The sequence below is a fragment of the Synechococcus sp. 'PEA 65AY6A-5F PE A' genome (assembly GCF_047462575.1).
In the GTDB taxonomy this organism is placed as follows: Bacteria; Cyanobacteriota; Cyanobacteriia; order Thermostichales; family Thermostichaceae; genus Thermostichus.
In genome coordinates, this window is record NZ_JAOALE010000018.1 from 1 (window position 1) to 11,848 (window position 11,848).

General features: G+C 62.0%; 14 protein-coding genes. 6 read left to right on the plus strand and 8 right to left on the minus strand.

What is annotated here, in order from left to right; genetic code table 11:
- Nucleotides 1-77: 77 nt before the first annotated feature.
- The 6 genes from tsaB (at nt 78) to GG26_RS07575 (ending at nt 4,065) form a co-directional block, all read left to right on the plus strand.
- The gene (gene tsaB / locus GG26_RS07550; protein ID WP_011430135.1) at nt 78-761 is read left to right on the plus strand and encodes a tRNA (adenosine(37)-N6)-threonylcarbamoyltransferase complex dimerization subunit type 1 TsaB; all 684 of its coding nucleotides are present in this window, start codon (nt 78-80) and stop codon (nt 759-761) included.
- 36 nt (nt 762-797) lie between these two features.
- Entirely contained in the window at nt 798-1,355 is a 558-nt protein-coding gene (gene efp, locus GG26_RS07555) for an elongation factor P (RefSeq protein WP_011430134.1), read from the plus strand.
- 67 nt (nt 1,356-1,422) lie between these two features.
- Nucleotides 1,423-1,902, plus strand: coding sequence for an acetyl-CoA carboxylase biotin carboxyl carrier protein (gene accB, locus GG26_RS07560; protein ID WP_414389740.1), 480 nt, complete (start codon nt 1,423-1,425; stop codon nt 1,900-1,902).
- 124 nt (nt 1,903-2,026) lie between these two features.
- Nucleotides 2,027-3,040, plus strand: coding sequence for a DNA polymerase III subunit delta' (locus GG26_RS07565; protein ID WP_011430132.1), 1,014 nt, complete (start codon nt 2,027-2,029; stop codon nt 3,038-3,040).
- 24 nt (nt 3,041-3,064) lie between these two features.
- On the plus strand, nt 3,065-3,676 hold the full coding sequence (gene plsY, locus GG26_RS07570; RefSeq protein WP_011430131.1) for a glycerol-3-phosphate 1-O-acyltransferase PlsY: 612 nt from the start codon (nt 3,065-3,067) through the stop codon (nt 3,674-3,676).
- Between the two features lie 29 nt (nt 3,677-3,705).
- Nucleotides 3,706-4,065 carry a gamma-glutamylcyclotransferase gene (locus GG26_RS07575; protein WP_041438264.1) on the plus strand — a complete coding sequence of 120 codons (360 nt, stop codon included), beginning with the start codon at nt 3,706-3,708 and terminating at the stop codon, nt 4,063-4,065.
- Here the strand turns inward: GG26_RS07575 and GG26_RS07580 are convergent.
- The 8 genes from GG26_RS07580 to GG26_RS07615 all read right to left on the minus strand — a co-directional run bounded on the left by GG26_RS07580 (nt 4,062) and on the right by GG26_RS07615 (nt 11,402).
- Nucleotides 4,062-6,251 carry a cation:proton antiporter gene (locus GG26_RS07580; protein ID WP_414389743.1) on the minus strand — a complete coding sequence of 730 codons (2,190 nt, stop codon included), beginning with the start codon at nt 6,249-6,251 and terminating at the stop codon, nt 4,062-4,064. The two genes, GG26_RS07575 and GG26_RS07580, sit on opposite strands and share 4 nt — an antisense overlap.
- Nucleotides 6,252-6,484: 233 nt before the next feature.
- On the minus strand, nt 6,485-6,847 hold the full coding sequence (gene minE / locus GG26_RS07585; protein ID WP_011430128.1) for a cell division topological specificity factor MinE: 363 nt from the start codon (nt 6,845-6,847) through the stop codon (nt 6,485-6,487).
- 90 nt (nt 6,848-6,937) lie between these two features.
- Nucleotides 6,938-7,744 carry a septum site-determining protein MinD gene (minD, locus tag GG26_RS07590; protein WP_011430127.1) on the minus strand — a complete coding sequence of 269 codons (807 nt, stop codon included), beginning with the start codon at nt 7,742-7,744 and terminating at the stop codon, nt 6,938-6,940.
- Nucleotides 7,741-8,493 carry a septum site-determining protein MinC gene (minC, locus tag GG26_RS07595; protein ID WP_011430126.1) on the minus strand — a complete coding sequence of 251 codons (753 nt, stop codon included), beginning with the start codon at nt 8,491-8,493 and terminating at the stop codon, nt 7,741-7,743. Before minC ends, minD begins: the two co-directional genes overlap by 4 nt.
- A gap of 149 nt (nt 8,494-8,642) precedes the next feature.
- Nucleotides 8,643-9,149 (minus strand): hypothetical protein, encoded by a 507-nt coding sequence (locus tag GG26_RS07600; RefSeq protein ID WP_011430125.1) that lies wholly within the window; start codon nt 9,147-9,149, stop codon nt 8,643-8,645.
- Between the two features lie 105 nt (nt 9,150-9,254).
- Nucleotides 9,255-10,463 carry a VLRF1 family aeRF1-type release factor gene (locus tag GG26_RS07605; protein WP_414389748.1) on the minus strand — a complete coding sequence of 403 codons (1,209 nt, stop codon included), beginning with the start codon at nt 10,461-10,463 and terminating at the stop codon, nt 9,255-9,257.
- Nucleotides 10,464-10,550: 87 nt separating this feature from the next.
- Complete coding sequence (locus tag GG26_RS07610) at nt 10,551-11,237, minus strand: transglutaminase-like domain-containing protein (RefSeq protein ID WP_228375472.1); 687 nt, start codon at nt 11,235-11,237, stop codon at nt 10,551-10,553.
- 45 nt (nt 11,238-11,282) lie between these two features.
- Nucleotides 11,283-11,402 carry a transglutaminase N-terminal domain-containing protein gene (locus tag GG26_RS07615; RefSeq protein ID WP_228375471.1) on the minus strand — a complete coding sequence of 40 codons (120 nt, stop codon included), beginning with the start codon at nt 11,400-11,402 and terminating at the stop codon, nt 11,283-11,285.
- Nucleotides 11,403-11,848 lie beyond the last annotated feature (446 nt).

Here is an 11,848-nt window from a genome sequence, read left to right on the forward strand (position 1 = left end):
AGCGCGAAGATTGACAACCTAACCTTAAATCATCCGTTAAGTTCTGTCAACTACCTCGCTTGATCCTGAGAGAGGCCATGTCAGTTCCCCGCTGGATTTTAGGGATCCACACCACCACGCCTGTTCTGGGCTTGGCCGTGTTGCCGCTGGAGGAGAAGCTGGGGGAGAGCCGCAGCCGGAGTTGGTGGCTGGATCGGGAGATGGCGGCGCAGTTGCACCCTTGCCTGAAGGAGTTCTTGGCCGGCCAGGACTGGTCGCAGATGGCGGGGATCGCTGTCGCTCTGGGGCCGGGGAGTTTTACCGGCAGCCGTTTGGGGGTAAGTGTGGCGCGGCTGTTGGGCCAGCAGTTGCGCATTCCGGTGTTCGGCTACTCGACTTTGGCGGTTCTCGCCCGCCAGGTGTGGCAGGAGCAGGGATCCCCGCCTCAGCCGCTGACGGTGGCGGTGCAGATGGACGCCAAGCGAGGGGAGCAGTATGGTGGCGTGTACCGGCTGGGGCCAGAACATTGGGTTGCCGAAGTGGCGGATCAGATCTGGGAAGAAGCGGCTTGGCAGAAGGTTCTGCGGCAGTGGCCCCAGGCTCTGGTCGTCGATGCTGCCGACTGGGTGGATCCGGCGCCTGTGCTGGCGTTGGCGGAACTGGCCCGCGCCGACTTCCAAGCAGGCTTGCGCCCTTCCTGGCAGACGGTGTTGCCTCTTTACGGACGTCAGCCGCCCATTGATCTCAGAGAGCTGAATCGGAGTGCCCCGCAGCCGGGGTAAGATTGGGAAGTCTGAGCAACGGATCCCTGTGCTGACATGATCTCAAGCAACGACTTGCGCCCCGGCGTCTCTGTGGAAATTGATGGCGCTCCCTACAAGGTGATCGAGTTTCTGCATGTGAAACCCGGCAAGGGCGCGGCCTTTGTGCGCACCAAGCTCAAAAATATGCAGACCGGCAACGTTGTGGAGAAAACCTTCCGCGCCGGCGAGATGCTGCCCGCCGCCACTATTGAAAAAGTGAATATGCAGTATCTCTATTCAGAAGGGGACAATTTCGTGTTCATGGACATGGAGACCTACGAACAGGCTCCCCTCAGCGCTGCCCAAATCGGCTCTGCCGTGAAATACCTGAAAGAGAACATGGAGGTGGCCATCCTGCGCTGGAAGGGGCAGGTGATCGATGTGGAGCTGCCCAACACCGTTGTCTTGGAAGTGGTGGAAACCGACCCCGGCGTGAGAGGAGATACGGCAACAGGGGGAACCAAGCCCGCCAAGCTGGAGACCGGCGCTGAGATCCAGGTGCCTCTGTTTATTAAGGTGGGAGAACGGGTGCGTGTCGATACTCGCACCGACACCTATATAGGCCGCGAGTGATGGCTCCCCCTCTTCTTGCCGCTGGGCTGCCGTTGTGGACAGGTGATGCATCAGGAGTAATCTTCCCTTGGATGTTGTCAATTGGCAGGAAGTTCGCCTTCTGCTGGCCGCTCTGCAGGAGAGCGACGTTACCGAGCTAATCCTGGAGTACAAGGATTTCCGCCTCACCCTGCGCAAAGGGATCCCGGCTGGCCTTGCTGCTGCTGCCGCTGCTCCGCCCGCTGCCCCGCCGCCAGAACCCCCCCCTGCTTCCCCTGCAGAAGCTCCCCCTCCTGAGAGCGCTCCTAAGCCTGCCCCCAGCCACTGGGTGGAGGTGACGGCGCCGATGGTGGGCACCTTCTACAGCGCTCCTGCCCCTGGAGAAACGGATTTTGTGCAGATTGGCCAACGGGTGAACAAGGGCCAAACTCTCTGCATTATCGAAGCCATGAAGCTGATGAACGAGATAGAAGCTGAAACGGCGGGCGTGGTGAGGGAGATTTTGGTGAGCAACGGCCAGCCGGTGGAATTTGGCCAAGTTTTAATGCGACTGGATCCCACCGGCTAACAACAAGGCTGGGGCAGAGATAGGGAGGGATCCCTTGGTGGAGGAGGGGCTGTGGCAATTTCTCTTGCCGACCTTTGCCTGCGACTAGGCAACTTTGCCGATGCTTCAGCCCAGAGCTGCCGAGATGGTTGAGGGAGTCACGGTTCTGCCCCCCCAGCACATCGTCGGGCAGGAGCTGGCGGCGCGGCTGCTCGTGGCGGCCTTGGAAAAGGGGCGGGTGACCTCAAGCTACTGTTTCTTGGGACCAGAAGGGGTGGGACGGAGCCTGATGGCCCGCTGGTTTGCCCAGGCCCTCTTCTGCGAGGCCAGCTCAGGGATCCCTTGCGGCCAGTGCTCCAACTGCCGTTGGCTCCTCGCAGGCACCCATCCCGATCTCCACTGGGTCAGCCCCACCTATGTCCACCAGGGCCGCCTGATAGCAGCAGACGCCCCGGAGGCACAAGCTCTGCAGCGGCGCTCCCCGCCGCAAATTCGCCTGGAACAGGTGCAGGAAGTGGTTCGCTTCTGTGCCCGTAGGCCAATGCACGCCCGCCGCTCGCTAGTTGTACTGGAGGGAGCGGAAACCCTGACAGAAAGTGCGGCCAATGCCCTGCTGAAAACCCTGGAGGAGCCTGAGCCGGCCCACATCGTTCTTATCGCCTCCCACCACTCGCCTACCCCCCCTCCCCACCCTTTGCCACCGACGCTGCTGTCCCGCTGCCAGATGGTGCCGTTTCGCCGCCTCAGCTCGGCAGAGATGGAGCAAGTGTTGACAGCTTTGGGCTGCCCGGAGCTGCCCGGGATCCCTCGCTCTGAGCTAATTGCCCTAGCCCAAGGCAGCCCTGGACGGGCGCTGGCCGCCCAGCAGCACCTGCAAAGCCTTCCGCCGTCACTGCTGCAGGACCTAAGACGCTGGCCCCACTCGCTGCGGCAGGCGCTGGAAGTGGCTAGGGCAGTGGCTGCTCTCGATTTGCCGGCGCAGCTGTGGCTGATTGACTATCTGCAGCAGCAGTTCTGGGCGCAGGGATCCCGCCAGGCCATCCGGCAACTGGAGCAGATTCGCCAACAGCTTTTGCAATTTGTGCAGCCGCGCCTTGCTTGGGAGGTCAACCTGGCCGGATTCGACAGCAGTGGCAACCCAAGCCCTGTGGCAAAGTGAGGAGAGAGCGTTCAAGACGTGTCTATGCCTGCATGGCTTTCCGCCCTCCTTGCCGCCCTTGGAGGCTACCTGCTGGGATCCATCCCCACCGGCTACTGGGTGGGCCGTTGCTGGGGTGGGATCGACCTCCGCCAAGCGGGATCCGGCTCAACGGGGGCAACCAACGTGTTGCGGACAGTGGGCAAGGGGCCGGCGCTGCTGGTGTTGCTGGTGGACGCTGCCAAGGGAGCGGCAGCGGTGGCGCTGGGATCAGCTCTGGGCTCGCCGTGGTGGGTGGTCGTGGCGGCCCTGGGGGCGGTGATCGGCCATAGCCGCTCCTGCTGGCTGGGCTTCAAGGGGGGCAAGTCGGTGGCCACCAGCCTGGGGATCCTGTTGGCCATGGCTTGGCCGGTAGCCCTGGCTACCTTCGGTGTCTGGCTGCTGGGGATCGCCCTCACCCGCATCGTCTCGTTTAGCTCCCTGCTGGCGGCGGTGGCGGCGCCGCTCTTGATGTGGGCTCTGGGCCAGCCTCTGCCGTATTTGCTGTTTGCCTTGGCAGGGGGGGTTTATGTCATTGCTGCCCATCGCCGCAACATCGAACGCCTGCTGGCCGGCTCGGAGCCGCGCATCGGCCAAAAATGGGCCCAATCCCCCTGATCCCGGTTGTCAAAGTTGCGTAGCTTTACATGGAACCCTCCACCGTGGTTTTTGTCTACGGATCCCTGCTGCGGGGCGGCCAGTACCACAGCCTGCTGCAAGGGGCAGAGTTTTTGGGCCCAGACAGCCTCAACCACATCGACCTCTACGATCTCGGCCCCTACCCGATGGCCGTTCCTGGCCGCAACCGGCTCTACGGCGAGCGCTACCGCATTCCCTTGGGCCTGTTGCCCCGCCTAGATGAGCTGGAAGACCACCCGCGGCTATACGAACGGCAGTGGGTGCAACTGGAGAGCGGCACCTTTGCCTGGGTTTATCTGGGTCGGCCTGAGCAGGTGCAGGGGTGTCCCCTCATTCCTAGTGGCCGCTGGCTGCCCTGGGACCCCTAGAGATCGAAGTGGAGCTTGACGCCCTCAACATACTGGGGCAGTAGCTCGGCTGAGGGTGGATCCCATTCTGGGGGATCCAACTCTCTGGCAGAGGGAGCAACGGCCTCTACGGGGCTGGACGTGCGCTCCAGGTAGTAGATGCAATCTCCGCGTCGCCAGATGCCCGGCTCCGGCAGGTAGAACAGCCGACCGACCTGGGACGACTTGCCCTTCTCCCCAAACCAGCCTCCCAGACGCTGCGGACGCACCAGCAACAAAGGCAGGCAGAGATCGGCTTTGATGCGGTAGGCGAACTGATCCCGCAGCCGCTCCAACGTGGGATCCTCTAGCCCCATCTGGGCCGAAAAAGGGTTGAGCAGCGCTGAGCGCGCTGCCGCGATCGACTCCTGAGCCGAGGCCGCGGCGGATTGGGGGGGCTTCAGGCCCAGGTCCGCCAGGGTGGGCAGGGTGATCGAGCGCAGCTCGGCCCGATTGGCCTCCAGGTAGCTGGCCCAGCGCTGCAGTTGGGAAAAAGGGATCGGCAGGGTGCGGATCCCTTCCGAGATGGGCATCTCCGGCAGCAACACCGTCCAGATGGCGGCAGAAACCGAAAGCTTCACCATCAGCTCGGCAATGGCCCAGTTCACCTGCGGATCCAAAGTCAGGATCAACAGAGTTTCCGCATGGTCGATATCGGCCTTCAAGAAGGCTGACTCGCTCAGCACGGCTTCCTGCAAAGATCCGGGCAGCACCTGGCCAGGTTCCTCTGAGGACTCCGTCCCGCTGACGCGAACCGGCAGGGCTTTGGAGCTGCCATTGCCGCTGGCGGGGTGGGTCCCTGAGGTATGGCCGGCTTTGTGGCCGTTAAGCTCGGCGGGAAGATTGGCGGTGCGCTCGCGCAGACGGGATCCCGACGGCAGCGGCAGCACCTCCACCGCCTGGTTGAGGGAGCGCAGCAACTGGGCCAACTGGCCGACCAGCGGATGGTTGCCGATGATCACCGTAGAACTCCCCTGATCCAAGCCCAGCCAGCGGGCCACCCAGGCAGCGGTCAGCCCCTGCACCGTCACCGTGACCGAGATGGTCAAAAACACCAGCGCCTTGAGGGCATCCCCCCCGGTAATGCCCCGCTCGGTGAGCAAAATGGCAAACAAAGAAGCCACCGAGGCCGCCACGATGCCGCGGGGGGCCAGCCAGGCCACAAACAGCTTCTGCCGCCAATTCAGGTCGCTGCGCCAGGTACACAGCCACACGCTCAAAGGACGCACCACCAGCATCAGGCAGAGCACCGTGGCCAAGGCTCCCCACCCCAGCGCAAATACCGCCTTGAGCGAGAGGGTGGAAGTCAGCAGAATAAACAACACCGAGATGGCCATCACCACCAACTGGCCGTGAAACTGGCGCACGCTCCGCTCGGCAATGGCCGCCTTCTGCCGCACCACCAACCCGGCCATCACCACCGCCATTAGACCCGCCTCGGAGCGCAGCGACTGGGCCAGGGCAAACACCCCCAGCGCCCCCGCCAGCACCACCGAGTTGCGCAGCTCCTCCGTCAAAAACTGCCGCGACCAGAGCAGGAAGGATCCCATCAGCCAGCCCCCCAGCGCCCCCACCGCCGACCCAATGGCCAAGCGGCTAGATAGCTGCTCTAGGGCCAGCAAGAAACTGGGGTGGCCGGAGAGCACCACCTGCAGCACCACCACCGCCAAGATGGCCCCCACGGGGTCGATGAGCACCCCTTCCCCCTCCAGCAGGGTGCTGACGGCGGAATCGACCCGCACCCGCTTCAGGATGGGGTTAATCACCGTCGGCCCCGTCACCACCACCAGGGATCCAAACAAAAAGGCCAGGGGCCAGGGAAACTCCCCCAAATAGTGGACCGCCAGCGCTCCCCCTCCCAAGGTCAAAAGGGATCCCAGCAACACCAGATTGCGCAAGCTGTCGGAGACCTGGTTAAGGCGTTGCAGCCGCAGGTTCAGCCCCCCCTCAAACAGGATCAGAGCCACCGCCAACGACACCAGCGCCTCCAGGCCAGATCCCATGATTTGGGGACGAACCCAGCCCAGGCCATCTGGCCCCAGCAGCACCCCAAACAGGAGCAGGAAAACAATGCTGGGCACTTTAACAAAATTGGCCAGGACTTGAGCCGCGATCCCGGCCACCAAGGCCAGCGTAAACAGGATCGTCAGCTCAAAGGAGTTTTCCATGCCGAGGCTCAACCTCCCTTAGCGCGAACTCCGTCCCGGCGACTTTGTCCTGGTCAGCATTGGGGCCACAGACGGTTTACCATGAGCAGGCTGCAAACAGCTACAAGGCACCCCCGGCCGGGACAGACACAAGTGGGAGCAAAGAGAAGGCATCTTGGCGAACGGACGCAACCTAGGCGGATGTAACACTCTATGTAACACCTTGAATTACTGCTCCCTGAGTCTAGGGTAGCTCAGGGAGAAGGCGAGCTCAAATGGCCGCCCTCGGATGGGGCCGCTCCGGGATCCTGTTGTGGGTTCTCCCCTTCACAGGAATTGAGGCGGGCCTCCGCCAGGGGCTTGACACGGCGAATGGGGAGGTTGGCGATCAGGGCCGTCGTCCCCCCTTCTGCCGCCAAGTGAAACTGCATCCCCTCCGAATCCAGCTCCACATAGCGAGATACTACCCCTAAAATCTCCAGGCGCATCGCTTCCAAGGCTGCCGGGGTGAGGTCGGCGCGGTCGTGGGCCAAGATCAGTTTCAGGCGCTGCTTGGCTTGCTCGCGGCTGTTGCCGGAGTGGCGGGAAAAAAGCTGATCCAAGAAATCGAGAAGCATGGGCTTTATTGAAGGTGCATAGCAGGGAAAGCAAAGACTCCAGGCAAAGAGGATGATCCCGTTGAGATGGAGCTCAAGAGCCGTTGAGATTCAGAGCACCTTTTGGCTGAAAAACCGCTTGGCCTTTTCCCAGAAAGACTCGCCCAAGCTGGCCAACTTGGGAAATTCCACCGTCTCCCCTTCCAGCCGTCGGGCAATGCGCTGGATGGCCTGGGCAGCCTGAGTCGGGTTGGCCGAGAGGACTAGGGGCTCCCCTTTGTTGGTGGAGACGATCACCTCCCGGTCTTCTGGAATGATACCCACCAAGGGGATGGCCAGCACCTCCACCACATCTTCCACTGCCATCATCTGGCCAGCGGTTACCATATCGGGGCGCAGGCGGTTGACGATTAGCTGGATAGAGGAAATCCCTGCCGCTTCCAACAAGCCCACCACCCGGTCTGCATCCCGCACCGCTGCTACTTCGGGCGTAGTTACTAGCAGGGCTGCCGTTGCCCCCGCAATGGCATTGCGAAACCCTTGTTCAATTCCCGCCGGGCAGTCGATCAACACGTAGTCATGGCTGCTGGCAAGCTTTTCCATCAACTGACGCATCTGATCCGGGCTGACTGCCGTTTTGTTGCGGGTTTGGGCCGCCGGCAGCAACGCCAAATTGGGGGTGCGCTTGTCCTTCACCAATGCTTGTTCAAGGCGGCATTCCCCCGCAATCACCTCCAAAGCCGTGTACACCACCCGATTCTCTAGCCCCAGCAACAAGTCCAGGTTGCGCAGGCCAAAGTCGGCATCCACCACCACCACCGAGCGACCCAAGCGCGCCAAGGCAGTGCCCAAATTGGCCGTTAGGGTGGTTTTCCCCACTCCCCCCTTCCCAGAGGTGACGACGATAACTCGGCTCATACCCCCCTCCGCAGAAAATCCTGAAGGCTGGCAATGCAGATGACACCCTCCTGCAAGTAAACCACCTCTGGCGTGTTGGGAGGGGATCCGCCCTCGGGTGGACGGGCCACCTGATCGGCAATGCGCAACTGAGTTGGCTCCAACTGTAAGGCCAAGATCACCGCGCCTCTATCCCCCTCAGCACCAGCATGCACCAGCCCTCGCAGCCGTCCCCAGACCCAAATGTCGCCGCCGGCAATGATCTCGCCGCCGGGGTTGAGATCCCCCAGCAGAAAAACCGAGCCACGGTGGCGCACCGACATCCCCGACCGCACCGTGGACCGCAGGTAGAGGGGAGTAGTATCCGGGGAGACGGGGGGAATCGCCTCCAAGGGGGAAGATTGTTCCACAGAATAGCCTAGGGTCGCCGCCGCGATCGCCGTCCCTCGGGATCCGGTTTGGACGCGCCACAAGGACAACCGATGCCGCGACAACAAGACGGCCAGAGTTTGTAGGGTGGGCAAGTCCAGCTCTCGCTCTTGGCACCACAGGGTCAGGGGGGCCACTCCTGCCCAGTAGGGTTTGCGGCTGCGCAATTGCCACACCAAATCGTCCCAGACTTCTTCCCAAGCCAGGGTGGCGGGCAAATGCAGATGGATCCCTTGGGCATCGAATCGAAAATAAACACCCCTTTCGGATCCCCGCGGATTAGAGGATGAGGTCGGCGAGACTGCAGAAATTTCCGGGTTCCATGCCGGGGATCCCATCATGGCTGCCCAACGATTTGCCTCAATACAAAGCCTTATCCTATTCCATTCGCCCAACGTCGGGAATGCGCTGCAGTCTATGTTGAGCTATCGGGGCCTTCTACACTGCTACCCTCGGGGCAAAAGGTTGAGAGCAGTGAGCTGCAGTCCAATCAGTCAAAATAGAAGAGCGTAACCACCTTGTGTTGCTCCTCAGCGTGCCTGCAGGCCTCCAAAAGCGTGACGCTGTCGTGGAAAACAAAGCAGATCAACTGCTGGCACTTGCTGACGATCTCTAGGTTGCACAGGCGGCTGGCCTCCGCCAGGGGCAGGTGGTCATTTTCGGGGTGCTCCACCAGATGCAGCACCTGCTCCAGGCTGGCCCGCGACTCTGCCGGCTGTCGCTCCAGGCTTTGGGGCAGGATCACCGTCAGGGATTTCATGTCCGCCCGCATGGCTCCGCGAATCACAGCCAGGTTGGTGCCAATGGCCCCGGAAGTGAGAATGCGGTTGCCGGTAAGGGCCAAAGCGTAGCTGAGGGTTTCGATGAGGTACTGGTGGGTGATGGGCACATGGCGACTGCCCAGAATGGCTATCCGCTTTGGCCCCACTTGCTGAATCGCAGCCAGCTCTTGCAAAAACGTATCGACGCTGGTGGGAAGATCAATAGACTGGGTCAACGGGATCCCTCGCTAGACAGGATGGGCCAGATTATGCTAGCAGCCTACACCGTTGCTCTGGGATCTAGCTAGAGGGTTGGGCTATCCCTGCTCAAGTTGCTAGACCTACCAGCGCAGCAGCGCCGCTGCTCCCTGAAACTCGTGGAGCAAGCGCTCTTCAGCTTCGCCGCGAACGAACTCCAGTTTAGCGCCAAAATCGCGGCCTAGCACCCACACCAGATCCCGCAGGGGTGCCGGCTGTGGCTCTGGGCAAAGGAGCTGGGCCATCTCCTGGGTTCCTCCCACAAAGCCGTCTGGGCAGCGCCAGATGGTGGCCTCTAGCCTCCAGGGCAGGACAAGGATTTCCACCCGGCCTAGCTGGAGGGCGTCCAGCACCGCATCCAAGCCCCAAGCGCCGGGCTGCTCTCGAATCCGCTCCAACAAAGCCAGCTCTCCTCGGCGCTCAGCGGCCTCCAGGACGGGTACCACTCGGTCGAGGATGTCTTGCGGCGTCGGTGTGTGAAGGTTGGCGGGGTGCCCCACCCGCGCGACGATGCGGTTGCGTAGGCCGCGGTTGAGATAGCCCTCAAAGTGAGACACCTGCCAGGCCTCGCCCATAAGCACTAGCCGCTCGATGCCCAGGCGATCCACTGCCTTATCCAGGGCGGAAGCCAGGCGCAGGTAGAGCTTGTGCATCCAGAGGCTGACCTTGGCCGCCTCCCGCTCCTTGGGGGAAAGCTTGTCGAAGGTGCCACCGCTGCGGGCGCGACGTTCGGCAACGGCATTTTCAATGCGGCCGGCCAGCTCCTGCAGTTCCTGCCATTCCTCGGCGCTGATGTTGGCAAAGATTTCCGTGTCCTCTCGCAGTTCTCCCAAAAAGAGCTCGTAGAAGCGCCACCTGCTGCCAGACAGGTGCAACACCCCACCCCGCTCGTATTCATCAAAGGCAAAGAAAAGGGGCGTGAGGTAAGGTTCCCTCCAGCGGGCCTCCACCCGCCCATGGGCCAGATCCACCACCGGCAGCTCCACCTGCAGGTCGATTCGGCGCAGCACTGGCTTGCCGGCGGGATTGCGGCTGGCAAAAAGAACCAGGGTGCGGGCTGAAGGGCGCTCCTGCTCTACTAGAGCAAGGACTTGCTCGCAGAGGGAGTTATCAGGCTTGCTCTCCTCCCTCTCCAGCAGCTCCTTGAGGGTATTCTTGATGCGCCTCACCCAGGCGCGGCCAGCATTTTCGGGACGGGCAGGGTTGATGTCGGCGTATAGGGAGAGCACCGGCGTGCTGCTGTCGCTAAAGGCAGCTTGCAGATCCTGGATCAGGGTGTTGAGTTCGTCCATGGTTTTCAAGAGAGGGCTCGGTTAGAACTAGAAGCTAGCAGAATATCACGGCAGGAGAGACGCTGACAGGGTTCTCAAAGGATCCCGCTAGGATATGGGGCTCAGTTGGGCTTGGCTCTGCAGGGCGGATTCCGCCTCGATGTGAATGGTGTAGTCCATCTTGCTGTGAACGCCTCTGCCCAGCCAGTGGCCGTAGATGGGGCCGGCATCTTTGGGGTAGGCACTGGCCGCCAAAGCCACATGGCCATCGGCCACGGCCAGCCCTTGGGTGGGATCGAACCCCCGCCAACCGGCCCCCGGCAGATACACCTCTGCCCAGGCGTGCAGGTGGCGGCGGACAGGCTCTGCGGGCTCTTTGCCGGTTGTGCCCTGGAGTTCCAGGTTCTCTTGCAACGGCGGGCCGACCTGGTAGCTGCTGACAAATCCTGCCGCCAGACCTACTGCCCGACAGGCCTCCATCAACACCAGCGTCAGGTCACGGCAGGAGCCGGTTTTGCGCTGCCAGGTCAAGCCGGCGGGCGAGGGATCCCCCTTTTCCCGCAGGATGTGACGGCACTCGGAGTAGATGCGTTGGTTGAGCGCCGGCAAAAAAGCCGTCGTCTCCCCCTGCACCTGATCCCACAGCTCCCAGGCCAGGCTTTGGATGCCAGCATCCGCCTGCGCCGTCCGATAAGGCTGCAATTGAGCTGCCAGCGTGCTGGGATAGTCAATCGGAAGATGGGTAGCCCAATCGCAGAGCAGATAGTCAAAGGGATTCTCCCGCAGGGTGAGCACCGTGGCCTGAGTTTGGACGCGCAGATGTTCGGTGGGATCCCCAAACTAGAGCTGAACCGCCGCGTTGCCATCCAGATCCACCAGCTCCGATTGGCCTGCCGGCGGCGGATCCACCCGCAGCTCAAAGGCCAAGAGGGTTTGGATCCCGTTGCAACGGGGCCGCAACCGCTTTGAACTTGCACAGGCTTGCCCCAGGACGGTCAACAGACAGGTTTTGTCGCAAGTCTTAGTCGCTCGTCTGTGCTACAGTTACCCAAAATTGGCGATCAAATATAGGTGGGGCTTTGCCTTGGGCAAGTGTGCAGGGGCGCATTGACGGTGCCTTGGAGGTTTGCTTGTGGCCTGGGTGTCGGGTCAGCAGGACGGAGGTTTTAGCTTCTGGGGGTGCGGAGGTGGATAAGCCCCGACTTGTACCCCCCTACTGGGGGGCAGTCAGGGTCGGGATACAGCCACCCCCGCAAAAATATCGTAGAATCAGATTGGCTATACAAGACGGCATTGCCGGAATCTGGTATAGCCCCGCGCTAGAGCATTCCGCGGCTGCATGCCTAACGGCACGGCACAGCCGGACGCAGAAGGTTCTCGCAGTAGCTCCCCGTTCGCGTCAGCGG